This window comes from Rhodanobacter sp. LX-99 (genome assembly GCF_018599185.1).
GTDB lineage: Bacteria > Pseudomonadota > Gammaproteobacteria > Xanthomonadales > Rhodanobacteraceae > Rhodanobacter.
The window spans coordinates 621570-644671 of the sequence record NZ_JAHFVL010000002.1 but is presented as its reverse complement, the minus strand read 5'-3'; the positions used below and the strand labels follow the sequence as shown (position 1 = coordinate 644671).

General features: G+C 64.0%; 25 protein-coding genes. 2 read left to right on the top strand and 23 right to left on the bottom strand.

The window, feature by feature from the left end; translation table 11 throughout:
• Positions 1-4: 4 nt before the first annotated feature.
• Positions 5-664: a dihydrofolate reductase family protein gene (locus tag KK131_RS13860; RefSeq protein WP_250887261.1), complete on the bottom strand. Its 660-nt coding sequence runs from the start codon at positions 662-664 to the stop codon at positions 5-7.
• Positions 665-995: 331 nt separating this feature from the next.
• Here KK131_RS13860 and KK131_RS13855 point away from each other — a divergent pair, with 331 nt between their 5' ends.
• Positions 996-1487, top strand: a complete 492-nt coding sequence (locus tag KK131_RS13855; protein ID WP_214557287.1) for a GNAT family N-acetyltransferase — start codon at positions 996-998, stop codon at positions 1485-1487.
• A 33-nt stretch (positions 1488-1520) separates the two neighbouring features.
• Here the strand turns inward: KK131_RS13855 and KK131_RS13850 are convergent, their stop codons facing one another.
• Together KK131_RS13850 and KK131_RS13845 are read right to left on the bottom strand one after the other, a co-directional pair.
• A complete protein-coding gene (locus KK131_RS13850) occupies positions 1521-2057 on the bottom strand; it encodes a DUF4199 domain-containing protein (protein ID WP_214557286.1) in 537 nt (178 codons plus the stop codon).
• A gap of 106 nt (positions 2058-2163) precedes the next feature.
• Entirely contained in the window at positions 2164-2577 is a 414-nt protein-coding gene (locus tag KK131_RS13845; protein ID WP_214557285.1) for a response regulator transcription factor, read from the bottom strand.
• A gap of 79 nt (positions 2578-2656) precedes the next feature.
• Between KK131_RS13845 and KK131_RS13840 the strand changes: the two genes are divergently transcribed.
• Positions 2657-4240, top strand: a complete 1584-nt coding sequence (locus tag KK131_RS13840; protein WP_214557284.1) for a hypothetical protein — start codon at positions 2657-2659, stop codon at positions 4238-4240.
• An 89-nt stretch (positions 4241-4329) separates the two neighbouring features.
• Here the strand turns inward: KK131_RS13840 and KK131_RS13835 are convergent, their stop codons facing one another.
• The 20 genes from KK131_RS13835 to KK131_RS13740 form a co-directional block, all read right to left on the bottom strand.
• Positions 4330-4635, bottom strand: coding sequence for an addiction module antidote protein (locus tag KK131_RS13835; RefSeq protein WP_214557283.1), 306 nt, complete (start codon positions 4633-4635; stop codon positions 4330-4332).
• A 153-nt stretch (positions 4636-4788) separates the two neighbouring features.
• Positions 4789-5190 (bottom strand): type II toxin-antitoxin system VapC family toxin, encoded by a 402-nt coding sequence (locus KK131_RS13830; RefSeq protein WP_214557282.1) that lies wholly within the window; start codon positions 5188-5190, stop codon positions 4789-4791.
• The gene (locus KK131_RS13825; protein ID WP_214557281.1) at positions 5190-5417 is read right to left on the bottom strand and encodes an AbrB/MazE/SpoVT family DNA-binding domain-containing protein; all 228 of its coding nucleotides are present in this window, start codon (positions 5415-5417) and stop codon (positions 5190-5192) included. The genes KK131_RS13830 and KK131_RS13825 overlap by 1 nt, the downstream gene beginning before the upstream one ends.
• A 571-nt stretch (positions 5418-5988) precedes the next feature.
• On the bottom strand, positions 5989-7005 hold the full coding sequence (locus tag KK131_RS13820; RefSeq protein WP_214557280.1) for an IS110 family transposase: 1017 nt from the start codon (positions 7003-7005) through the stop codon (positions 5989-5991).
• A 167-nt stretch (positions 7006-7172) separates the two neighbouring features.
• The gene (locus tag KK131_RS13815; protein ID WP_214557279.1) at positions 7173-7826 is read right to left on the bottom strand and encodes a hypothetical protein; all 654 of its coding nucleotides are present in this window, start codon (positions 7824-7826) and stop codon (positions 7173-7175) included.
• Between the two features lie 310 nt (positions 7827-8136).
• Positions 8137-9045: a hypothetical protein gene (locus tag KK131_RS13810; protein ID WP_214557278.1), complete on the bottom strand. Its 909-nt coding sequence runs from the start codon at positions 9043-9045 to the stop codon at positions 8137-8139.
• Between the two features lie 118 nt (positions 9046-9163).
• On the bottom strand, positions 9164-10027 hold the full coding sequence (locus tag KK131_RS13805) for a DNA adenine methylase (protein WP_214557277.1): 864 nt from the start codon (positions 10025-10027) through the stop codon (positions 9164-9166).
• Positions 10024-11274, bottom strand: coding sequence for a hypothetical protein (locus tag KK131_RS13800; RefSeq protein ID WP_214557276.1), 1251 nt, complete (start codon positions 11272-11274; stop codon positions 10024-10026). The genes KK131_RS13805 and KK131_RS13800 overlap by 4 nt, the downstream gene beginning before the upstream one ends.
• Positions 11275-11535: 261 nt before the next feature.
• Positions 11536-12738, bottom strand: a complete 1203-nt coding sequence (fabV, locus tag KK131_RS13795; protein ID WP_214557275.1) for an enoyl-ACP reductase FabV — start codon at positions 12736-12738, stop codon at positions 11536-11538.
• Between the two features lie 285 nt (positions 12739-13023).
• Positions 13024-13428 (bottom strand): VOC family protein, encoded by a 405-nt coding sequence (locus tag KK131_RS13790; RefSeq protein ID WP_214557274.1) that lies wholly within the window; start codon positions 13426-13428, stop codon positions 13024-13026.
• 175 nt (positions 13429-13603) lie between these two features.
• Positions 13604-14338: a copper homeostasis protein CutC gene (locus KK131_RS13785; protein ID WP_214557401.1), complete on the bottom strand. Its 735-nt coding sequence runs from the start codon at positions 14336-14338 to the stop codon at positions 13604-13606.
• Positions 14339-14350: 12 nt separating this feature from the next.
• Positions 14351-15400, bottom strand: coding sequence for a N(4)-(beta-N-acetylglucosaminyl)-L-asparaginase (locus KK131_RS13780; protein WP_214557273.1), 1050 nt, complete (start codon positions 15398-15400; stop codon positions 14351-14353).
• 81 nt (positions 15401-15481) lie between these two features.
• Positions 15482-15688: a cold-shock protein gene (locus KK131_RS13775; protein WP_214557400.1), complete on the bottom strand. Its 207-nt coding sequence runs from the start codon at positions 15686-15688 to the stop codon at positions 15482-15484.
• A 159-nt stretch (positions 15689-15847) separates the two neighbouring features.
• Entirely contained in the window at positions 15848-16609 is a 762-nt protein-coding gene (locus tag KK131_RS13770; RefSeq protein ID WP_214557272.1) for an S-methyl-5'-thioinosine phosphorylase, read from the bottom strand.
• Between the two features lie 179 nt (positions 16610-16788).
• The gene (locus KK131_RS13765; RefSeq protein ID WP_214557271.1) at positions 16789-17352 is read right to left on the bottom strand and encodes a hypoxanthine-guanine phosphoribosyltransferase; all 564 of its coding nucleotides are present in this window, start codon (positions 17350-17352) and stop codon (positions 16789-16791) included.
• Positions 17349-18365, bottom strand: a complete 1017-nt coding sequence (gene nagZ, locus KK131_RS13760; protein WP_214557270.1) for a beta-N-acetylhexosaminidase — start codon at positions 18363-18365, stop codon at positions 17349-17351. The genes KK131_RS13765 and nagZ overlap by 4 nt, the downstream gene beginning before the upstream one ends.
• Positions 18359-18880, bottom strand: a complete 522-nt coding sequence (locus tag KK131_RS13755) for a CYTH domain-containing protein (protein ID WP_214557269.1) — start codon at positions 18878-18880, stop codon at positions 18359-18361. The genes nagZ and KK131_RS13755 overlap by 7 nt, the downstream gene beginning before the upstream one ends.
• 92 nt (positions 18881-18972) lie before the next feature.
• Entirely contained in the window at positions 18973-20316 is a 1344-nt protein-coding gene (rlmD, locus tag KK131_RS13750; protein WP_214557268.1) for a 23S rRNA (uracil(1939)-C(5))-methyltransferase RlmD, read from the bottom strand.
• A gap of 72 nt (positions 20317-20388) precedes the next feature.
• Entirely contained in the window at positions 20389-20991 is a 603-nt protein-coding gene (locus tag KK131_RS13745; RefSeq protein ID WP_214557267.1) for a YdbL family protein, read from the bottom strand.
• 52 nt (positions 20992-21043) lie between these two features.
• A complete protein-coding gene (locus tag KK131_RS13740) occupies positions 21044-23065 on the bottom strand; it encodes a hypothetical protein (protein ID WP_214557266.1) in 2022 nt (673 codons plus the stop codon).
• Positions 23066-23102: the final 37 nt, after the last annotated feature.

Below are 23102 nucleotides of genomic sequence, written 5' to 3'. Positions count from 1 at the left end.
CGGTTCATGCCGGCTGGTAGACGGCTGCCACGGCGCCAGAGCGAAACGGCGTCACGCCGATCAGGCGCAAGTCGACCGGACTGCGCAGTGCGCAGAACAGCGGCTGGCCCTGGCCCAGCACAACCGGATGAATGCCCAGTCGATATTCGTCGATCAGGCCAGAGGCAACGAGGCTTTGGGCGAACCGGGCGCCGCCATGCGCAAGGATGTAACCGCCCGGCTGCGCCTTCAGCCGCAGGATTTCCTCCGCCAGATCGCCGCCCGCCACCGTGGGTTCGGCCCAGGACTGCAGCACCGCCGCTGTCGGCGTAACGCCATGCCGCTGCGCATTGCGCGCTTTCGCTTCGGCGAGCGCCGGCAACGGATCCACCTGGGTGTTCTTGAGCCCTGTCCTCGAAAAGATGACCTTGGGGACGTCGTTCATCGGCGCTGCGATCGGCATCTCCGAATAGGGCCAGAACGCCGCCATGTCGTGATAGCTGCGGCTGCCCATGATGTGCACGCCGGCTCCGCGCAGCGTATCGAGCAACCACGCCGTTGAGTCGTCGCCGCCCGATGACCGGAACACCCAGCCGGCCTCGCCGTTCGGTCCGGCGACAAAGCCGTCCAGGGAGACCGACATCTTCAACACCAGCTTTCTCTTTGCCGCCATCGAGCCAGTCATGATTCCTCCTTGGTCTTGCGCTGGTTGGTGGGACCGGGATGCCAATGCCGGTTTTCGCCCCTTCGCAGAGCAACGACGAACGGCGGGGGCACGAATCGACACGATCCGAAGGACGAGTTCTGCGGAACTGATCGGAATCTGTGCTTGTACACCACGCCCAGGACAGGATCCTCCGATCCCGCTCGGGGCAAGGGGCGCTCATGTTCTGCCCGGCACGCTCATCATCGTGGCTTGTATGACCGCACCGGCCTTTCGTTTCGAACCTCGCCCGCCGCTCACTTCGCCCCGGCAACCGTTAGGATACTTTCCACCCTACAAAGCCGGGAGCGCCATGAGCGACGTCCTTACCATCCATGAGTTCAGCGATGATCTCGCGGTGCACTTCCGTGACATCAATGCGGAGTGGATCAATGCCATGTTCCACCTTGAAGAAACCGATCGGGATGTGCTGGAGAACCCGCGGGCGAAGATCATCGACGCGGGCGGCGTCATTCTCTTCGTCGAGGCAAGCGGGCTCGGGATCGTTGGCGCATGCGCCCTGCAGAAGACGGGGGCCACCAGCTACGAGCTCACCAAGATGGGCGTGCGCGAGTCGGCACGCGGCATGAAGGCCGGGGAGTTCCTGCTCTCCGCGGTCATCGACCGGGCAAGGTCGCTGGGCGCCGAGCCGCTGTACCTGCTCACCAACGCCAAATGCGCCGCCGCCATTCACCTGTACGAGAAGCTTGGCTTCCAGCACGATGCCGAAATCATGGCCCGGTATGGAGCACGTTACGAAAGGTGCGACGTGGCCATGCGCTACCACGCGGAAGCCTTGCGGTAGCGCGCCCCGACCCACCCGCGCTCGCAAGGCGCCTCACCCCCGCCGCGCGGGCAGGAATCGGCTGTTGCGCAGCAGACCCGCCGAGACCAGCGACACCAGCACGCCGACCGGGAAGATCTCCGCGAAGGTCATCGGCAGGCGGAACATCGGGTTCGCGTACTGCACCTTGAACGTCTCCATGTCGGCAGTCAGCTTCGCCAGCGCCTCGGCGCTCGCGCCCTTCGCCTTCTCGCTCGCGATGATCGCGTTTGAATACGAGGTGGCGAAATCCATGTGCGTCATCGCCTGCAGCGCTTCCCACGCCACCACGTAGAGGATCCCAGCGATGAAGCTGACGCCCAGGCCGATCCCGAACGCCGGCCAGAACCCGATCACCCCACCCCGGTCCACGTCGCGGTACTGCTTGATCCCCACGAACACCGCGCTCAGCGCGATCAGCATGGTCGTGTAGCCGATCAGCATGCCGTACTTCAGCGGCGGCATGCCGTCGAAGCCGAGGAAGGTGGCGAACATCAACCCGCCGACGACCACGCCCGCGATGACGCCGTATTTCAAGATCGTGATCCACATGAGCCGTTCCCCTTTGATGGTTGGTGTCGCCATTGACCGCCGTCCCGCCCGCCATGGCAATCGCCCGAACGGGTGAATTCGGGCGATTCCCCCGAATGCAGCACCCTCAGGGCACGATCCCCAGCTCGCGCGCCCGGCGGATCGCCTCGGTGCGCCGCTTCGCGCCCAGCTTCTCGAACAGCCGCGCCACGTGCGTCTTGACCGTGTTCGGCGACACGTGGAGGTGCGCCGCGATCTCCTTGTTGGAGTGGCCGGCGGCCAGTTCATGCAGCACCTGCAGCTCCCGCCCGCTCAGGCCCAGCGCCGCCTGCGCCTTCGGGTTGCCGTCGAAGGCGGTCGGCGCCGGCGCGGCGAACACCCGCACGCCCAGCACGATGCCCAGCACCAAGAAGGCCGCCGCGACCAGGAACAGGTAGACGTCGCCCGCATGCATCCGCACCAGGCGCTGGTAGTCCAGCCACTGCAGGGCCAGCGTTCCCGCCGCCAGCAGCACCCCGTAGCCGACCACCCGCCTCCACATCGCCGTCTCCGCTCGTCCTCGCGCGCCGTCATCTTAACGCCCGCTCAACGGAACACACGCAATCGGCCATACACCGACGGTGGTAAAGAGCGCCGGTGAGCCTATGATCGTCCCACCACCTGCCGGAGCCTCAGCGATGAAGACCATCATTGCCCTGCTTTTGGCCAGCACCCTCGCCTGCGCGCCGGCCGCCGCCTCCCAGGAAATGCACTCGCATCCGGCACCGGAAAAACTGGGCAGGGTCAGTTTCCCCACCTCCTGCGCCCCCGCGGTATCGCACGACTTCGAACGCGCCGTCGCCCTGCTCCACTCCTTTGCGTATACCGCCTCGGAGCAAGCCTTCCGGAAGGTCGCCGATGCCGACCCTTCCTGTGCGATGGCGCACTGGGGCATCGCGATGTCCCATGTCCACCCGTTGTGGAGCCCGCCCAACTCGGACGAGTTGGCCAAGGGCGAAGCGGAAGCCACCCGGGCGACCCGCCTGGGCGCGAAGACCGCGCGCGAACGCGCGTTGATCGCCGCGATCGCGGCGTATTACCACGATGCCGGGCAGGTACCGCCGCCCGCCCGGGCCAAGGCCTATGCGGCGGCCATGGCTGTCGCGGCCAGCCGCCACCCGGCCGACACCGAAGTCCAGGTGCTGTACGCCTTGTCGCTGCTGGCCACGGCCTCCCCGCAGGACACATCGCACGCCAACCAGAAACAGGCGGGCGCCATCCTGGAGCCGATCTACAGGGAACACCCCGATCACCCCGGCGTGGCCCACTACCTCATCCACGCTTACGACAGTGCCGAACTGGCGCCCCGCGGCCTGGCTCCAGCGCGCGCCTACGCGAAAATCGCGCCTTCGGCACCGCACGCTTTGCACATGCCATCGCACATCTTCACGCGGCTGGGCCTGTGGGACGACTCCATCGCATCGAACATGGCGGCGCGCGCCGCGGCGCGCAGCCAGGGCGACCTTGGCGAGGAACTCCATGCGATGGACTACCTCACCTACGCGTATCTCCAGCGCGGCCGGCGCGCCGACGCGGAACAGGTGGTGCGTTCGCTTGACGGCATGGGCGTCCACGCCGGTGCCGACTTCAAGGTCGGCTACGCCGCCACGGCGATGCCGATCCGCCTCGCCATGGAAGGTCGCCAGTGGACCGATGCCTCGCGCCTGCAGGCAGGCGACGGCGCGGCACCGGAGGTGGCGGCCATCGTCTACTGGGCCCGCGCGGTGGCCAACGCGCGCTCCGGGCATGCCCAGGCCGCCGATGCCGACATCGCGCGACTGGACGCCTGCCGGCAGCAGTTGCTGGCCAGCAAAAAGGATTACTGGGCGACCCAGGTCGACATCCTCGGGAAGGAAGCCAGGGCATGGCAGTCGGCGGCCGGCGCGCATCCCGACGATGGCATCGCGACGCTCCGGCTGGCGGCCAACCAGGAAGACGCTATCGAGAAGCTGCCGGTGACGCCAGGCCCGATCATTCCCGCACGCGAGCAGCTTGGTGATCTGTATCTGCAACTGCACAAGCCGCAGGAAGCCCTCGAAGCCTACAAGACCGCCCTGACGGCGGCACCGGGCCGACGGGGCGCACTCCACGGCGCGGCCTTGGCCGCCGATGCGGCTGGCGATACCCACACGGCCAGCCAGATGCGGGAGCTTTTGTCGCGCTAGTGTCGAGGGGTGGTGATGGGCACGGGTGTCTATGCTGCTGCGCTTTTGAAAGAAGGTGCCGGGGACCACTCAAGTGCTACCACGCAACATCACTCCCGATCCGGCACCAGCGCCAGTCGATAACCGAGCGCCTTCGCCACCCTCATGGTGTTGGCGAGGCTGGGGTTGCCTGCACCCGACAGTGCCTTGTACAGCCCGGCGCGGGTCATGCCAGCAGCCTCGGCCAGCTGGCTCATGTTGCGTGCGCGCGCCACCGTGCCGAGGGCTTTCAGCATGAATACGGGATCGTTGGGCGCCTCCTCCGCGCAAGCTTCGAGATAAGCGGCGATGTCCGCCTCGGTCTTGAGGTAGTCGGCACCGTCGTAACGGGTAAAAGTCTCTCGCACGCCTTTCATGATCCACGCTCCAACTCGGCTGCAATACGATGGGAGACGTCGAAACCGTGGTAGCTCCAACGTACCGCCAAGCGCAGGAGGCGGCGACATGAGTTTTCAGGTTCACTGGCAAATGCGCGGAAGTGAACCCGACCCCCGTTTTTCCCTCCAGTTCTATCCTGCCAGCAGCCTTGCGTCAGCCAGCTTGGCGGCCTTGGCATCCAAGGTAAACATGGGTGCCTTCCCCTCCACCGAGCATGCTGCGGCGTGCAGGCAGTCCGCGAAGTCCGCCGTGCCCTGTCGATAAGCGTGCAGCGCGCGTTCGATAACAGGCTCAACCTGAAACTCCAGTTCCCGGGTCTCGAGCAGGGCGTTCAACGCCAGCAGGATGTCGGGTTTGGCAAATGCGTAACGAGAGCGCAATACCCACTCCAATTCCAGCATGACCGTCAGGGGTACGAAGAGAGTTTCATCACGGCGTGTCGCAGACTTGAGCATTTCCGCAATGCGGCGCGACTGTCCGGCGTCGTCATCCACCAGCCAGCGCACCAGGATATTGGTATCCAGCCCCGCCATCAGCGCCGTCCGATGCGCATGTCGTCCAACGGCACCTTGCGTTTGTTCCCGGCGGACTTCAGCAAGCCCTTGATCTCATCCATCGAACGGGTCTTGGCTCGCATGATGGTGGAGCCGTCGTCAAGTTGCGTAAACACTACGCGTTCGCCCGCGACCAAGCCGAGCGCCTTGCGGATATCGGCGGGGATGGTGACCTGGCCCTTGCTGGTCATGGCGGCTTCGGACATGGCGATTCTCCTTACTATTTGATTAATAGTAAGGAATTTTACCCAAGGCGAGCAAGTCATTTAGTTCTGCGCGACCACAAACCCGGCAGCCTGGCTACAGGTCTACATACAGCTATCGAACCTGAGCATGCGTTCCCAAAGTCAGTGGTAATCGTCTTCGCGTTGATGCCGCACGAAAAAAGTGTCACCATTTCGCCGTCCGCAGTCACCATTTCGCCGTCCGCAGTCAAGAGGCCCGCACTTGCTCTTCCCCGGTGATGCCGAGGGTAGATGCCCGTCTTGCCGCTGACCACCCGCCGCTGTGTTTCATTCGGCGCCAAGATCGCGCCAGTCACCGTTCTGGTTAGGGCCGCGTCAGCGGCCCTTGCTGCTGTCCAAACACTCATCGGTCATCACGGATGCCGTCCAGGTGCGCGTCGTGCGTCGCACAGAGTCTCGGGCTCAGGGCCCACCCCTTGATGGCTCGGTCCGCGTGCGGTCCTGCGTATAACACGGGTGCCGACGGTCGCGACCTTTCAGGGAAGCTGGCTCGAAGCCAAACACCATTTCCGGCCTGCGACCGCCAGCGCAGTCAGCCGAAGGCGCGCGTGAGATCGAACGTCGTGCCTTCGTGCAGCATGTGGTAGCAGGCGCGTGCCAGCTTGTGCGCCACGGCCTTGATCGCGACCACGCGATGCTTACGGGCGCGCTTGCGTTCGTACCACCGCCGGATCAGCGGATTGAAGCGCACCGCGTAGTTGGCTGCTTCCATGAATGCCCAACACAAGTAGCGATTACCGCACTTGCGATTGCCGTGCCCCTTCCGCTTGCCGTTGGATAGCCGCACGCTCTCGACCATACGGCAGTACGAGGCGTAGTCGCCGACCGAGGCGAAGCGTGCGACATCCCCGCTCTCGAGCAGGATCGTCATGCCCAGAATCGGGCCAATGCCTGGCACGCTCTGCAGGCGTACCAGCAGATCCGGCTGCGCCAGATCCTTGCGGATCCAGCGCTCCAACGCGGTGACCTGATCCTGCAACGTCAGCCACAACTTGAACTGGATCAGCACGCCGTAGCGGGTGGAAAGCTCGGGAAACAGGTCGACGAGCTGTGGCGGCGTGAGTCGTCGCAAGGCGTTGGCCGATAGTTGCTTGCCCGTGCTGCGACTGAAGCTGGATTGGATCGACAGCATCAGCTTGACGGCTTGCCGCACCAGGCTGAAGCGACGGCGTAATAGATCGCGGGTGGCGCGCTGCTCGCGCGGATAGATGTAGCCTTCCGGCAACAGCCCCAACCGCATCAGCTGGGCCAGGTGCAGGGCGTCGCTATCGTCGTCGCCGTGCTTGAGGCCGTCGTACTGCGGGATCGCGGTGGTGTTGACCAGGTGCACCGCATAGCCGTGATCCATCAGGCCATCGACCAGCCAGTACCAGTTGTAGGTGGATTCCACCGCCACGCCGACCAGCTCGTCCCGGTAGGGTGCCAAGTCGGCAAGTAGCCTCGGAAGTTCATTGGGTCGCCGACACCGCAGCACCGGCTTGCCGTCGCCATCCATGACGGCCAACACGCTGTTGCTGGAATGCAGATCGATGGCTGCGTAAAGTGACATGGCTGCCTCCTGCCGCTGGGCGACGTTGAAACCGTGGTAGTTCCAACGTACCGCCAAGCGCGGGAGGCGGCGACATGAGTCTTCAGGGACAATTTGGCGGCTCCTGTTGCCGGCCGAAATTGTCCCTGACTTTTTTCACGACACCCGTTCCGGTGGATGGGCAGCGGTCACGCGGCACGTGAGGCGTTGTCCACCACGGACAAACGCGGTCGCCCGGCATGGTAGGCGCCCTGCTCCTCGCGAACACCGGGTTTCGTAACGTGCGGTGGCTTTAGCCGCTGCGCATTCACATCGCTGATGATGTCGCGCAGCTTCATCACATCACGCACGATGGCATCGCCCATGATCGACAGCGTGACGTCGGATAACTCGGCGTGATCGCTGCAGGTCACCACATTGCCAAGGGCCCGCAGGCTGTCGAGCAGCAGGTTGATCTCGTCGAGCTGATCCAGGGTGACGCCGAAGAGGAAGCGCTTGCCGGCTTCATCCCTCACCGGCTCGGCGACCTCTGGTTCCGCGGCTTCCGCGTGAGCCTCCGCTTCCGCATCGGCATTGCATGCTGCCGCCCTGTGGCCACGCTCGGCCGGCCAGGAGAGTTCGTCCAGCACCTGAGCGATCTGCTCCTCCAGCAACTCCAGGCAGATCGCCACCTCGCCCGGGCGAATCTCGGGGAGGTATTCCTGCTCCTCATCCGCCCTCCGCGGTTGCGCCAAGTGCGACAGGAACTCCACATACTCGCGTAGCTGCTTCAGCCGCAGCTGGCTGTCCTCCGGCAGGAAATAGCCCGTCGTTTCCAGATCATCCGAATCGAACGTCGACATGGTCGCCTCCTCATTTCCATGAAGTGCCCGTCCACGGCATGGCGCCGGACGGGAAGTCGGGAGGTTAGAAACCGCTAACAGACGGCGGGCGTATTTCCCCGAAGGGTGTTGTATTAGCCGCCCTCCCGACGCAGGCTTCGCGTCGGCTTGCACCTGCGAACAGGTACAAAAAACCCACCAGTTTGTCGGAGGTGGGTGCCGCTGTTAGAGGAGTTTCTACGCTCCTTGCAAACGAGTCTGCTACGGCCATGGAGGGGAGTCAAGACAGGTGTGGATAAGTGAACCTGATTCCGATAGTTCTGGGGACGCTTTAGCCTTGAAGCTGATGGGTGCAGTAGATCTCGCCCTTGAGCGTCGCTTGCCGGATGGCGTGCTCGAGCAGCTCTTGGAATTTGTAGTGACCGAAAATCACGTTCGCCAAGTGGGTGCCGTCGAGCAGCAGCATATTGAGGCTTTTGCCGGTAGGAAGGCTAAGTAGGGCTCCTTCTGTGAACCCGTTCATGGACAGGAAGAGGCCGCGGGCACCGAACTTCCCCTCCACCTTGAAGAAGAAATGGCCGATCTCTTTGGGATCTGCCTTGGCGGCTGTCCATTTGAGTTCAAGCAGGTAGTAGTGCCCGTCGTACTTGATGGCGCCATCGAGCTGCTCCCCAACAATGCGGAAAGGCTCCTCGACGGGGATGCCGCTGATGCGCATCAGTTCCGTGAACAGCGATTCCAGAAGGTAGCCGCGCTTCTGCGGCTCTACATCGTTCGCTTCGATGAACTTGGCCCGAAGCTCGTTGAGCTTTGAATCGTAGGTCTCCCGCACAACCTTTGCAGCGCGTGCGCGGATGTTGTCCTTGTACTCGCGATCTTTTTCCTGCCGGCGAATCAGCTCAAGAAGCTCCAGCTGGCTGCGACGTGCCACGTCGATTCTGTGGTTTTTGTCCTGTGGCGTGAAGTTCTCATGCTCGATCAGGATGCGCACGAAGTTCCGGGAGACTTCGAGCCGTCGGTCATAGTCGCCACCACGAAGCCGCTCGTATAGTGCATCCATCTGGAGGCGCTTCGATAGCGGCTTGCCATCGCCGTCACGAAGGCGATGAACCTCGTCCCGCAACCGTTCTGGCACACCGGACCTAAGCCACCCCTTGTGTAGGTCGGCCTTGTACCAATAGAGGTTGGCAATACCGTCCTTGATGAGCACTTCGACTTCTTCGGTGAACACATCGAACATGTGCGGAGCTGTCCTGTGTAGGGTCGGCGCTCGGGCGGCTGGTGACGGTCAAAAGATCGGGGCCATCTCAACCTGATCTCGTTTTGCTGTTCGGAATAAAGCAATCTAATAGAACTTTCTACAAAGCAATTGGTGAATTAAGCGCCCCAAGCGACTGGGCAAAGGACAATCCTTCAGAGAAGATTAACACCTCGTCCCCCACTCGGTTGGATGCGCTTTGCGATAACCTGTAGCGAATCCTACTCTTTGACGCATAGAGATTTAAAATGAAGTCATGACTATCGTAAGATACCATCCACTTCTTTTTCATCTTATGTACATGTTTTGAGAGCCGCTCGTGATCTCTTTTCATATAAAAGTTCATATAAAGATCTGAACCTTTCTGAAAGTAAGGAGGATCGAGATATATGAATACGTCTTCTTGCCGGTTGTCCATCTTTCTAACGAAGGCAAGTCCATCCATATTTGAAACTGCAATTCTACTCCTGAACATGGATATCTTTTGTATCCTAGCTATGAGATCTGCCTTATTGAAACGAGCATCAATCTTATACTTACCTTTCTGCTCGTAACCACCGATGATCCCACCCTTCAATACACCAGACACATTCGTTCTATTTAGGAAGAAAGTCGACTGAGCCAGCTCAAATAATCCCACCTCAGAGGCAATATTCTGCATTTCCTTAAACTTGTGCCAAGTATCCGTCGTCACCTCGACATCTTCGATCCATCGACAGAAGTCGTCCGGACGAGACAGAATCGAGGTCCAAAAAGCGAAGACAGAACGATCGAGGTCGTTTATATAGATTCGCTCAACGAATTCTCCAAAGAGCAATCTAAGCGCCAAACCCGCCCCGCCCGCGTACGGCTCGGCATAAGCCGATCCAATAAGGCCGTTTTCATGAAACAACTGGGAGACAAACGGGAAGATACAGTTCTTTCCTCCCGGATAGCGTAATGGAGAGCAAAAGTGGCTCATCATTTTGCCGCTTTCCCATGAGACTCTGTGAGGATGGCGCCAATCACTATGGACATAGCTATCGTTTGATCCAAGTTGGCCGCCGCAGCGTAGTTGTGTGCCCCCGTGTGAAGTAACTGAATGATGCTCGTCTCGGTCACGTTACAGTTCGAAAGCGTCGTTTTGGCGTCCTTACTCAATGCACTTTTCACCTTCTGGAAACGTGATTTTAAATACTGATCCATAGATTGTTTCATGTCGCCGGCCGCAGCTTCAGAAATTAGACGAAGCGCCATACGTATAAGACAGGGAAATGCCTCCGATAAGTTCTTCTTGTTTTCAGCGTAAAACCGATGAAGGTCGACAATGTCCCGATATAAGTTGGAAACCGCCCCCGCTCGGAGGTACAGCGTGCCACCAAATATCTCGTTCGCTTTCGTTCGAACGCGCTTGCTCTGGCGCGAATTTGAAGAGGCAGTCTCAGCGTCAGAACGCTCTGACGCCTTGAGATCCACATCGTGCGCGGATCTCCCCTTGTGTTCGTCAATCATTTTCTGGTGAGAAGGATCGAGGACCTCCAGAACCTTGCCGCGGTTATGCCGAGTCGATATTTCTTTTGCGGCCACCTTGCGCGAGACATCCTCAAGAATTGCTCGAGTTTCCTCCGATGAGTGCTTGGTGAGGAGCTTATCCCCTTGCACTGCCATCCCTAGCCGGGCCAGTTGATCATCCCGGAATATCTCTTCTTTCACAAACCGCTGATTAAGGTGTGGATGTCCACTAATTACCCCAGTACTTTCCTCAATCACCAAAAATGGACTTTTCGGTTGTCGCATGTGTTTATGCAAAAATATGTCTCGCTCCAAGGGAAGCCAAGACCCTGTGTCTGCATGTTTCCTGTAAACGTTCTGCAGAGCGATGTCTTTTGAGCAAACGTTGCAGGGAATTTCCAGAGGAACGTCCGGAAGCGAGTCAATATCGATATTTGGAGCGGAAGCCAGCTTTTGCTTAACTTTCCCAAGAATCACTCGTCTATTGCCATCATAAACAACAGGCTTTTTCCCATGAAAAACAATCGTCGGAAGCTCACTGAAGTCATAGTAATCGCCCATATCCTTCGCGAGCTTCAATAGGTTCCACTTTGATGAACTGTCTTCAAGGGCTTTATCTATAATGCCTTGGTCATTCGCACCTGGATCAATGCTGTCCCTAGGGTTTTCGGTCCATAGAACTAAGTCCTTCAATCTGAGATTTTTGACTTCTTGCGTCATTGCCCCTGCTCCCTGTCGCACTGTTTGCTGTCGTCGCCCCAGTCAGAAACAGAGGGACACCCTTGCATAATTAAGCACAGCACTCCCATCGTCAATGGACGCCTAGCCGATATTTACCAGAGATCAAAGAGAGACGATCGATGAAGCTAGAAGCCCGCCATCAGTCGTCTACCCCGCGTGAAAGTCCGGGTCAATGTGCACTTCAGAGGTCATAAGCCGTAGCCGCTGAAGCCACGCGACTTCAGCGGCCAGCAAACAATCTCACCCCTCCAAACAATCAAACCGCCGATCCGCCTCCACCTCGGCGTCATAGTCCACATCCGCCCGGTCAAACCCGAACAGCTGCAAAAACTCGTGCTTGTAGCCGGCGTAGTCGGTGATCTGCTTGAGGTTTTCGGTGGTGACGGTGGGCCAGATCGTCTTGCAGGGGATCTGCACGTCGTCGCGCAGTTCCCAGTCGTCCAGGCGCAGGCGGCCTTCGTCGTCGGTGGGCGCAGCTTTTCCATCGGCACGATAGAGGCGGTCGTGGAACAGGCGGTTGGCCTGCTCGATCGGGCCTTCGTGGATGCCCTTCTCCTTCATGATCTTGAAGGCGATGGACACGTACAGCGGGATCACCGGGATGGCGGCGCTGGCCTGGGTGACGACGGACTTCATCACGCCGACGTAGGCGTCGAGGCCGGGGTGGCGGCTGCGCAGTTGCTTCGCGGTGTTGTCCAGGTGCTGCTTGGCCTGGCCCAGGGTGCCGTGCCAGTACATCGGCCAGGTGATCTCGGTGCCGATGTAGCTGTAGGCGACGGTCTTGGCGTGTTCGGCGAGCACGCCGGCGGCGCTCAGCGCGTCGATCCACAGCGCCCAGTCCTCGCCGCCCATCACGGTCACGGTGTCCTTGATTTCCTGCTCGGTGGCCGGCTCGACGGTGGCCTCGATCACGGTGTCCTTGTTGGTGTCGACCGAGGTGTTGTGGAACGGCGCGCCGATGGTCTTGAGCGCCGAGCGCACCACCTCGCCGGTGTCCGGCAGCTTGCGCACGGGCGAGGCCAGCGAATAGACCACCAGGTCGATCGGGCCGCCCATCTCGTTCTTGATGATCTCGATGGCCTTGGCGCGGGTTTCGTGGGCGAACGCGTCGGCGTTAATCGACTTGCTGTACAGGCCGGCGGCTTTGGCCGCCTTGTCGAACGCGGCGGAGTTGTACCAGCCGGCGGTGCCGGTCTTCTCGTGGCTGCTGGGCTTCTCGAAGAACACGCCGAGCGTGGCTGCGCCGTAGCCGAACGCGGCGGTGATGCGCGAGGCCAGCCCGTAGCCGGTGGAGGCGCCGATCACCAGCACCCGCTTCGGACCCTTGGTTTTGTCGTGGCCCGCGGCCTGGGTGACCTTGATCTGGTCGAGCACGTTGCGCTCGCAACCGACCGGGTGGGCGGTGATGCAGATGAATCCGCGGACTTTGGGCTTGATGATCACTCGGGTGGCTCCTGCTGCTGTTCGGCAATTCGTCATCTTAACCAAGCTGGGGGCCATGCGCTGCCGTAGGGAGTGCCGGGCGGCCCGGTTTTTACTCGTCATTCCGGCGTAGGCCGGAATCGCAGTTGCTGCTGCAAAAGGCCGAGAGGATGGCCAGCTTCGTTGTTGAAGAGCTGAAGTGCGACACGCGATCCCTGCCTTCGTCGGAATGACGAGCAAAAACCTCCCACATCGTCATCCCTGCGAAGGCAGGGATCGCATGTCATTGTTGCGAAAGGTCTACGGTCACTCCTGTGCCGGCGTGGCGCTGATGTGGAAGAGGCCCCAGCCATGGCCGTCCGGATCGACGAAGCTGTGCGAGTACATGAAGCCGAGATCTTCCGGCTCGTCGTAGGTCGAACCGCCCGCGGCGAGCGCCTTGGCCACGAGACCATCCACCTCGTCGCGACTCTCGCAATGGAGGTTGAGCAAAACCTCGACGGCCTTGCTGGTGTCGCAGATGGCTTTGGGCGTGAAGTCACGAAACCTGGCATGCGTAGCCAGCATCACGAAAATCGTGTCGCTGACGACGATGCACGCGCCAGAGTCATCGCCCATCTGCGGGTTCCGTGAAAAGCCGAGCGCTTCGAAGAAGGCCACTGACTTCGGGAGATCGGCGACCGGGAGGTTGACGAATATCTGTTTGCTCACGGTTCTCTCCTATGCGTCGATGGGTGTGTGGATATTCGCTGTGGCCCAACGTGAAGCAGATTTCGCCAGGAAGTCTAGTCTCTTCAGGCAAATTTCCTTGCAAACGCTGGTCTCAAGGAACCCATGGTCCGGCTTCCTCGTTGCGGCCTGAGCCTGCCATCCGTCTCGCAGCCGGTCAGCGTGATGCAGCCGCGCCGTTCAACGCCGCGACCATGCCTCGTACCTGCTCCACATCGCTGCGCAGCTCCCCACCCTGCATGTCCTTCAGCAGCTCCGGCTGCCACCGCATGCCGGACGGATGCTGCCGTTTTGCCGACGCGTGGAACTCGCTGGCGCCGGTGATCTCGTGCAACTTGCCGATGTTCCCGACGCCCACTCCCGCGCCGGGCATCACGACGATGCGCCCGGCCGCCAGCTCGACCAGCCGGCGAATCAGCTCCGCGCCTTCCCATGCACTGGCTTGCGCTCCCGACGTCAGCACGCGTTCGCACCCGAGTTGGATCAAGTCACCGAGTGACGACAACGGATCACGCGTGAGGTCGAAGGCGCGGTGGAAGGTGACGCCAAGTTTTCCGGCGGCGGCGATCAGCGTGCGGCAGCGCGCGATGTCCACGTTGCCCTCGGCGTCGAGCATGCCGAGCACCACGCCGTCGCAGCCCAGCGCCACGCAGGTTTCGATGTCGCGCTGCATGGCCTCGCATTCCAGCTCGCTGTAGAGGAAGTCGCCGGCGCGCGGGCGGATCAACACGTACAGCGGGATGCGCAGGCGTTCGCGGGCCAGCGCGATCTGCGCGTGCGACGGCGTGAGGCCGCCCAGTTCCAGCGCCGTGCAGAGTTCGACCCGCCCTGCTCCGCCCTCTTGCGCGGCCAGCGCGGAGGCGATCGAGTTGGCGGCGATCTCAAGCATCATGGGCAAGCGGGATCATGAGTAGCTCGTCGTGTAGACGCTTTGCGAGGGGATCAGGGCGTCCTGCTTTTTCGCATCGCACACGGCATAGGAGAAGCCGTGCTGGATGGCGTAGGCGCCGACCTCGCCGGCACGGTTCATGGCGAGGAAGCCGACCTGCAGGGTCTTGGAGGCTTCGCGGCGCTTCTTGACGATGCGCATCACCGCTTCCTTGCAGGCTTCGTGCGGCGAGCGGCCCTGGCGCATCAGTTCAACCACCAGGAAGCTCCCCGCGTTGCGGATCACTTCCTCGCCCACGCCGGTGGAGGTGGCGCCGCCGACCTCGCCGTCCACGTACAGACCGGCGCCGATGATCGGGCTGTCGCCGACGCGGCCGCGCATCTTCCACGCCATGCCGCTGGTGGTGCAGGCACCGGCCAGCCTTCCGTGCGCGTCCAGCGCCAGCATGCCGATGGTGTCATGGTTGTCCTTGCCGCCGGGCATGCCCGTCTTGCCGCCCTTGCCGTAGTCGTGCACCTCGCTGTTGATCGAGGGCTGGTACTTCGCCGTCTTCAGCCATTCGTGCCAGGCCTGCTCGGCTTCCGGCGTGAGCAGGTCCTGCTTCTTGAAGCCCTGCTCCAGCGCGAACTGCAGCGCGCCTTCGCCGACCAGCAGCACGTGCGGCGTGCGCTCCATCACCCGCCGCGCCACCGAGATCGGATGCTCGATGTGCTCGAGCGCGGCCACCGCGCCGCAACTGCCGTCGGCGTCCATGATGCTGGCGTCGAGGGTGACGTGGCCGTCGCGGTCCGGGTAGCCGCCCTTGCCGACGCTGTGGTTCTTCAGGTCCGACTCCGGCACCTGCACGCCGAACTCGACCGCGTCCAGCGCATGGCCGCCCTTGCCGAGGATGGTCCATGCCGCCTGGTTCGCCGCCACGCCGAAGTCCCAGGTCGAAACCACCCGCACGGTCGCCGTCGCCGGCGTCTTCAGTGCCGGTCCGGCAACCAGCTTGCCGCCCCAGGCCAGCATCGAGGCCGATGCCCCCAGCACGGATGCCTTGAGGAACTGCCTGCGGTCAGTCATCACGTTCTCCCGCTCACGAAAATAAAAACCCCGCACAGGATGCGGGGTTTCGTTCTTGCTGTGCAACGTGTGCCTGGCTGATCAGGCGGCCACTTCGACTGCCGATGCCTGGGCGCCCTTCGGGCCCTGGGTCACTTCGAACTGTACGCGCTGACCTTCCTGCAGGCTGCGGAAGCCCTTGGAATTGATCGCCGAAAAATGGACGAACACGTCCTCCCCGCCGTCCTCAGGCGCGATGAAACCGAAACCCTTGGCATCGTTGAACCATTTGACCGTACCGAAACGCATCGCGTGAACCTCTGGATCCATGGAATGGGTGCGCCAGGAACTGCGCTGAACCATTGTTCTCCCCTTCGGTTCGCCGCCCTGGCCGGGGAAAAGTATCAATATGTGAAGGCCGAGTGCAATACGAAAATATCCGGCCAGTCCAGGAATTCGCCGCGGCGGTCAGCTTTCCAGCAGTGCGGCGAGGATGCGCGGCACTTCGGCGGTAGCCGCCGCCAGGTGCGCGAAGATTTCCTCGATGCTGATCTCCGCCTCGTCGCCGCAGCCGGCGGCGAAGTTCGCCACCAGCGCCAGGCAGGCGTATTCCAGCTCCAGCTCGCGCGCCAGCACCGCCTCGGGCATGCCGGTCATGCCGACCAGGTCGCAGCCGTCGCGCTTCATCCGGGCGATCTCGGCGCGGGTTTCCAGCCGCGGCCCCTGCGTGGCGCCGTAGCAGCCGCCGCCGATCACCTCGACGTTCACCGCGCGCGCCGCCGCCAGCAGTCGCAGGCGCAGCGATTCGGTGTACGGCTCGCTGAAGTCGATGTGCTTCACCTCGGCACCCTCGGCATCGCAGTAGCTGGTGTAGCGGCCGTGGGTGTAGTCGATCAGCTGGTCGGGCACCACGATCACCCGCGGCCCCATGTCGCCGCGGATGCCGCCCACCGCGTTGACCCCGACTACCCGGCGCGCGCCGAGGCTGTGCAGCGCCCACAGGTTGGCGCGGTAGTTGACCCGGTGCGGCGGCAGCGTGTGGCTCTCGCCGTGACGGGCCAGGAAGGCCACGCGCTTGCCGGCGAAGTCGCCGGTCACCACGTCGCCGGATGCCGGGCCATACGGCGTATCCACCGCCTGCCGCGTGGCGTTTTCCAGCCCCGGAAACTTGTACAGGCCGCTGCCGCCGATGACGGCGAGGTCGATGGTGGCGGGGTCAGGATGAGGCATCGTGGTGATCCATTGGCAGGCTGAAGCTAACGGAATGAGTCGTCGGCTTTGCTCCCTCCCCTGCATCGCAGGGGAGGGCTGGGGAGGGGTGGCTCTTTGTCAGGAGGTCAAAAGCTGGTCAAGAGCTTTACCCCCTCCCTGCCTCCCCCTGCAAGCAGGGGGAGGAGCCAATCGACTCCCTAATCCCCACTCCCGGCTCTCAACGCATAGATCGCCGGCAAATTGCGGCCCTGTTCGTAATAGTCCAGGCCGTAGCCGAACACGTAGCGGTCCGGCAGTTCGACGCCGTTGAAATCGGAGGCGATGCCGTCCACCAGGCGGTCGTGCCGCTTGGTGCACAGGCTGGCGATCAGCACGCGCTTGGCGCCGCGCCGGTAGCAGTCCTCGCGCACCGCCTTCAGCGTGTGGCCCTCGTCGAGGATGTCGTCGACCAGCAGCACCACGCGATCGACCAGCGACACCGCCGGTTCGCGCAACCAGTGCAGGTCGCTGCCGGAGGTGGCGCCGCGGTAGCGGGTGGCGTGCACGTAGTCGAATTCCAGGTCGGTGCGGATCGCCAGCGCCAGTTGCCCGGCGAAGATCAGCGCGCCGTTCATCACGGGAAGGAACACCGCACGCTCGCCGTCCAGCGCGGCGTCGATCTGCCGGCCCATGTCGGCGATCACGCTTTCCAGCGTGCTGCGTTCGTACAACAGCTCGGCCTGCGCGAGCGCGTCGGCCAGGGGTGGGGTTGGAGTATTCATGCGGTTCCTTGGTCGGCGTTCAGTGCCGTGATGCGCGCGACGAAACGCTCGCGCTGCGGATTGTCGGTGAGGCTGTCCCAGCTGGAACCCAGCGAGCCGCGCATGGCGGCCAGCTGCGGCGGCATCGGCGAGGCGTCGTGCGGCATCGCGGCGATCGCCTCGTCCACCACTTCGGGGAAGCAGGCCAGCACCAGGTCGCAGCCGGCGTCCAGGTGCGCGCGCACGCGCTCGCCCACGCTGCCGGCCGCGCCGGCGGCGGCCATGCTGATGTCGTCGCTGATCACCGCGCCGGCGAAACCCAGCTCGCCGCGCAGGATCTGTTCGATCCACACCTTCGAGTAGCCCGCCGGCTGGCTGTCCACCGCCGGATAGGTGACGTGCGCCATCATCACCGCTTCGACCCGCGCCTCGATGCACTCGGCGAACGGCAGCAGGTCGTCGCGGCGGATCTCATCGAGGCCGCGCGGGTCGATCGCCCGCGCCTTGTGCGTGTCGGTGGCGACCGAGCCGTGCCCCGGGAAATGCTTGAGCACCGCCGCCATGCCGCCCAGGTGCATGCCGCGCACGTAGGCCTGGCCCAGTTCGGCGGCCACCGCCGGATCGGCGTGGAACGCGCGCAGGCCGATCGCCGCATTGCCGCGGGCCAGGTCCACCACCGGCGCGAAACTGAAATCGACGCCGCTGGCGCGCAGCTCGCTGGCCATCACCCAGGCGTGCTCCTCGGCCAGGCGGATCGCCTCGTCGGGGTCGCGCCGGTACACCGTGCCGATCGCCGCCAGCGGCGGCAGGCGGGTGAAGCCGTCGCGGAAGCGCTGCACCGGGCCGCCTTCCTGGTCGACCGCGATCAGCAGGTCGTCGCCGCCGACGTCGCGGATCGCCTCGCACAGCGCGATCAGCTGCTCGCGCGAGGCGTAGTTGCGCGCGAACAGCAGCACCCCGGCCACGCCCGGCGCGGTGAGCCGGCGCTTCTCGTGTTCGGCCAGTTCCAGCGCGGCCACGCCGATCATCAACATGCGGCATCCTCGGCAGCACGCTCCGCCGGCGACCATTGCCGGTACGGATGCGCGATCAGGTTCACGTTGTAGTAGCGCGTCAGCGCGCTCACCTCGCGACCCAGCCACGACGGCCGCGGAAACGGCGCGTCGACCGCCGGCAGCTCGACCTCGGCGACGACCAGCCCGTGGTTGTCGCCCCCGAATTCGTCGACCTCGAACAGCACGCCGTCGACCCGCACGTGATGGCGCGTCTTCTCCAGCACGCCGTCGCACAACGTGGCCAGCAGGTCCCTGGCGTCGTCGACCGGGATCGGGTACTCGAACTCGGCCCGCTCGATGCCGAGGCGAGCCGCCTTGATGTTGAGCCACGCCTGCGCGCCGGCGAGCCGGGCACGAACGGAAGCGCGCGCCGTGCCGTCGCGCAGCGCCTGCGCGCTGACCAGATAGCCCTGCGCGATCGGCTCGCTGCGCTCGATGCCGGCGCGCCAGCCATGGTTGGCCAACAGGAATTTGCGTTCGATCTCGATAGCCACGGATAGCTGCTCTCAGCCTGCGACAAAGCCCAAATGAAACGGGGTTTCATTGAAGAGTGCGGCCATGGATGGCCACTTCTTGATTCTCGCGCTCATGGATGGCGCTCAAACAAGGCTATCGATTCGACGTGCGCGGTATGCGGGAACATGTCCATCACCCCGGCCGAGGCCAGCTTGAAGCCGTGCTGGTTGACCAGGATGCCGGCGTCGCGCGCCAGCGAGGCGGGATGGCAGGAGACGTAGACGATGCGGCGGGTCTGCTTGTGCGGCAGGTAGGCGAGCACCTGGTCCGCGCCGGCGCGCGGCGGATCGAGCAGCAGCTTGTCCCATGGCGCCCGCGCCCAGTCGGCGGTGCGCTGGTCTTCGAACAGGTTCGCGACATGGAAGCGCGCGTTCGCGATGCCGTTGCGCGCGGCGTTCTGCGCGGCGCGCTCGACCAGGCCGTGCTCGCCTTCCACGCCCACGACTTCGGCCACGCGGCGGGCGATCGGCAGGGTGAAGTTGCCGAGGCCGCAGAACAGGTCCAGCACGCGGTCGCCCGGCTGCGGGTCGAGCAGTTCCAGGGCGCGCGCCATCATCAGCTGGTTCATGCCGGCGTTGACCTGCACGAAGTCGAGCGGCTGGAACTCCAGCTCGACGTCCGCGAAGCGTGCGTCGCCACCGCCGATGCGGAACGCCAGCCGCGGGTTCTCCGGCCACAGCGGATGCACGCTGCTGGTGCCGCCCGGCTGCAGGTAGATCGCGAGAGCATGCTGCTGGCCGAATGCGGTCAGCGCGGCGAGGTCGCGTTCGCTCAATGGCTGCATGTGGCGGAACACCAGCGCCATCAGGTCGTCGCCGGCGGCGAACTCGATCTGCGGGATGTCGTTGACCGCATCCATTCCGCTGAGCAGGTCGGCGAGCAGGCCGACCTTGGGGCCGAGCGCCGGATGCATCACCTCGCATTGCTGGATCTCGGTGACGAAGCGCGGGTTCTGTTCCTCGCGGAAACCCACCAGCACGCGACCCTTCTTCGCCACGTTGCGCACCGACAGCCGGCCCTTGCGCCGGTAGCCCCACGGCTCGGCGGTGAGCGGCGGCAGCCATGCCTGTGGCGCGACCTTGCCGATGCGCTCGAAATTCTCCGCCAGCACGCGCTGCTTGGCGGCGATCTGCGAGGCGGCGTCCAGGTGCTGCAGCGAGCAGCCGCTGCACTGCGAGAAATGCCGGCAGCGCGGCTCCACCCGGTGCGGCGAGCGGGTGATCAGTTCGACGACTTCGGCTTCGTCGAAGTGGCGATGGCGCTTGCGCAGGCGGGCCAGCACGTGTTCGCCCAGCAGCGCGCCGCTGACGAACACGGCCTTGCCGTCGACCCGGGCCACGCCGCGGCCATCATGGCCGAGGTCGGTGATGTGGGCTTCGAAAGGCGTCGACGGAACGGAGTTGGATCGGGACATGGTGCCTAAAGGGATGGGGCCATGCTGGCTGGCCCCCGATTATCCCAGATCGGCCCGGATGGCGCCTGCGGCCTACTTCTTCTGCCAGGCGCCCGACGCATTCTGGTAGTACCAGCCCGCGTGCGCCTTCTCGATCCAGGTCTTGGCGAAGGTGGCGCGGATCTGCGCTTCCCATTCCGGATGGTTGTTGGCGTTGGCGATTTCGCGATACAGCGCGGTGCGGTCGCGGTTCTCGTCGGCCACCGTGGCATTCGCCTGCGCGCGCTGGCTCAGCGGCACCTTGGCGGCGTCGCGCATGGCCACCATGCCGTCGCGGGTGAAGCCCACCGCGCCGCTGTCGAGCAGGTCGCCCAGCGCGCCCTGGAAGCGGGCCTGCATGCGGCCGCGGATCGCCTCGGTGGCGGCGGTCTGGATGCGGATGTCCGGCGTGTCGGCGGCGTAAGCGGCCGGCACCAGCAGGTCGAGCAGCATCGCCGACGGCTGGCCGTCGTCCTTTGCCGCCGGCTTCTGCGCCTTCGGTGCCGTCGTGGCGGGCGCCGCCTCGTTCAGCACGTTGCCGATGAACTGGTCGGCGGCCTTCTGCGCAGCCGCCTCGGGGAAGTACACGTTGATGGTGACGCAGCCGACCAGCGCCACGGCCAGCGAAGTCAGGATGACGTAGACGAGCTTGCGCATGACGAACTCCTGTAGTGGAAAGGGATGGAAGAGCCGGCAACCCGCGCTCCGCTCAGCGGATTTGCGGCGTCTCTCCGTGGATCGCGTCCTGCAGGCGGCGTACCAGGGTCGGCCAATCCACCTGGGTCTGGTGGCCGATCACCTGCAACCGCGGCAAGCCACTGCCTTCGACGATAGTGTAGCCGCCGTCGCTGCTCTCCAGGCCGCTCATCCGGCAAAGTGTGCCCTGCAGCGTGCAATTGAGGCCGATGCGCTTGTAGCCGAAGGTCTTGAACAATTTCAGCATGGCGCCCTGCAGGCCGGCGGCGATGCCGCCGCCACCGACCGTGGTGAGGTTGTTTACCGCGCGCTGGCTGATCCGCCCGCCGCTGCCCGCGAGCAGGCTGGCCTTGAACGCGACCGGGCTCCAGTTGACCAGGCGCAGGTCCTCGATCGAACCGTCCAGCGGGCCGGTGATGCCGCCGAAGTCGAACACGCTGGTGATCGCGGCCAGGTCCAGCTGCTTCAGGTCGATGTCGCCGGTGAGCACCGGCGTGGCGCCGAACGGCTGCTGCAGCGAGAGCCGGGTGATGTCGACGAAGCCGCCGAACACGCTCGCCGACAAGCCGCCGTCCAGCTCGAAACGGTCGTCGACCCAGCGCAGCGACGGGATCGCCCCGCCGAGCGTGCCCGGGAACGCCGGCCAGCCCATCGCCTGGCTGAACGCGGCCATGTCGACGCCGGTCAGCGCGAGCGAGGCGGCCAACCGTTGCCCCTTGGCCGCCGCCGGACGCCAGTCCAACTGGCCAATGCGCAACTGGCCCTGCAGGACCGGCACCTGCAGCGGCTGCTGCAGGCTGAGCATGCCGGCGCGGCTGCGCCACTGCGACTGCGCGGCGCCGTTCGCTATCCGGTAGAACTGCAGCTTGCGCCAGCCCAGGGTCGTGGCCGGCCGCTCGCCGTCGATCGCCCAGTCCAGCCCGCCCTGCAGGCCGTCGATCGCCAGCCGGCCATCCGCATCGGCCAGGTCCAGCCCGTCGGTATCGAAGGCGAAACTGCGTGGACCGTCCGCGCGCAGGTCCAGGCTGCCGCTCAGTTCGCCGGCGATGCGCATGCCGTGCAGGCCCAGCGTGCTCAGCCAGGCTTCGCCGTAGCGCTGGTAGGCCGCCGGGAAATTCGCATGCAGGCGGTCCAGCCGCAAGGTCTTCAGCGTACCCTTCGCGTCGAAGGCCATGGCGCCGTCGAGCTGCAGCGCATCGGCATCGTTCAGCCGCAGGTGGCTCAATTCGAACGCGCCGTTCTGCGCATTCGCATGCAGGCCCAGTTGGACCGGATGGTCCGGCAGTTTGGCGTAGATCGGCCCCAGCAGCAGTTCGCCGCCACGCAGGCTGGCGTCCAGGTCGATCCGCGCCGGGCCGGTGGTGGTATCGAGACTGAAACGCCCGTTGCCGCCCAGCCCCTGCCCCGCCAGGGTGCCGCTCGGGGTATCGAAGCCGAGACCGGTGAGGGTGAACTGCCCGGACGACTGCAGGCCGGGATCGCGCAGGTCCAGCGCCAGCTCGGCATCCAGCCGGCCGCTGGTGGGACGCCCCGACCATACCGTGCCGAGCAGGCCCTGCAGCCAGCCGGCGGGGAGATTGTCCAGGACGATCTGCGCGTGGGTGGGCTGGTCCAGCGGCAGCGCGGTCCTGGCGCGTGCCTTGCCTTGCAGGATGTCGACCTGCAGGGTGTTGGCGGCTTCGCTGAGCAGGATGTTCACATGGGCATCGCTGAGGGCGCCGCCCGGCGCGCCGGCCAGGCGCACGTCGCCGTCGAGGATCCAGCGCAGGCGGGCGTCCCGCTGCAGGTTGCCGTCGAGGGTCAGGCCCAGCCGCCGCCAGCCCATCGCCGGAACGTCGGCCTGTTCCGCGCTCAGTTGCAGCCGCAGTCCGCCGGCGGCGTCCTCGCCGAGGCGCAGGGTCACCGCCTGCAGGTGGGCGCCGGGAACGCTGACCGACTTCGCCGTGAGCAATACTTCCGCCCGTGCAGGCAGCGCCCAGCCGATTCCCAGCAGCAGGCAGCAACACAGCAGGAAGTGGCTTGAAGTCGGGCGCATGTCGGGCCATTCTGCCAAATCAAGATGAACGATATGG

Coding starts and splice junctions, on each gene's coding strand:
- KK131_RS13860 (WP_250887261.1), bottom strand. CDS start 664: ATGACTGGCTCGATGGCGGCAAAGAGAAAGCTGGTGTTGAAGATGTCG.
- KK131_RS13855 (WP_214557287.1), top strand. CDS start 996: ATGAGCGACGTCCTTACCATCCATGAGTTCAGCGATGATCTCGCGGTG.
- KK131_RS13850 (WP_214557286.1), bottom strand. CDS start 2,057: ATGTGGATCACGATCTTGAAATACGGCGTCATCGCGGGCGTGGTCGTC.
- KK131_RS13845 (WP_214557285.1), bottom strand. CDS start 2,577: ATGTGGAGGCGGGTGGTCGGCTACGGGGTGCTGCTGGCGGCGGGAACG.
- KK131_RS13835 (WP_214557283.1), bottom strand. CDS start 4,635: ATGAAAGGCGTGCGAGAGACTTTTACCCGTTACGACGGTGCCGACTAC.
- KK131_RS13830 (WP_214557282.1), bottom strand. CDS start 5,190: ATGGCGGGGCTGGATACCAATATCCTGGTGCGCTGGCTGGTGGATGAC.
- KK131_RS13825 (WP_214557281.1), bottom strand. CDS start 5,417: ATGTCCGAAGCCGCCATGACCAGCAAGGGCCAGGTCACCATCCCCGCC.
- KK131_RS13820 (WP_214557280.1), bottom strand. CDS start 7,005: ATGTCACTTTACGCAGCCATCGATCTGCATTCCAGCAACAGCGTGTTG.
- KK131_RS13815 (WP_214557279.1), bottom strand. CDS start 7,826: ATGTCGACGTTCGATTCGGATGATCTGGAAACGACGGGCTATTTCCTG.
- KK131_RS13810 (WP_214557278.1), bottom strand. CDS start 9,045: ATGTTCGATGTGTTCACCGAAGAAGTCGAAGTGCTCATCAAGGACGGT.
- KK131_RS13805 (WP_214557277.1), bottom strand. CDS start 10,027: ATGATGAGCCACTTTTGCTCTCCATTACGCTATCCGGGAGGAAAGAAC.
- KK131_RS13800 (WP_214557276.1), bottom strand. CDS start 11,274: ATGACGCAAGAAGTCAAAAATCTCAGATTGAAGGACTTAGTTCTATGG.
- KK131_RS13785 (WP_214557401.1), bottom strand. CDS start 14,338: ATGATGCTTGAGATCGCCGCCAACTCGATCGCCTCCGCGCTGGCCGCG.
- KK131_RS13780 (WP_214557273.1), bottom strand. CDS start 15,400: ATGACTGACCGCAGGCAGTTCCTCAAGGCATCCGTGCTGGGGGCATCG.
- KK131_RS13775 (WP_214557400.1), bottom strand. CDS start 15,688: ATGCGTTTCGGTACGGTCAAATGGTTCAACGATGCCAAGGGTTTCGGT.
- KK131_RS13770 (WP_214557272.1), bottom strand. CDS start 16,609: ATGCCTCATCCTGACCCCGCCACCATCGACCTCGCCGTCATCGGCGGC.
- KK131_RS13765 (WP_214557271.1), bottom strand. CDS start 17,352: ATGAATACTCCAACCCCACCCCTGGCCGACGCGCTCGCGCAGGCCGAG.
- nagZ (WP_214557270.1), bottom strand. CDS start 18,365: ATGTTGATGATCGGCGTGGCCGCGCTGGAACTGGCCGAACACGAGAAG.
- rlmD (WP_214557268.1), bottom strand. CDS start 20,316: ATGTCCCGATCCAACTCCGTTCCGTCGACGCCTTTCGAAGCCCACATC.
- KK131_RS13745 (WP_214557267.1), bottom strand. CDS start 20,991: ATGCGCAAGCTCGTCTACGTCATCCTGACTTCGCTGGCCGTGGCGCTG.
- KK131_RS13740 (WP_214557266.1), bottom strand. CDS start 23,065: ATGCGCCCGACTTCAAGCCACTTCCTGCTGTGTTGCTGCCTGCTGCTG.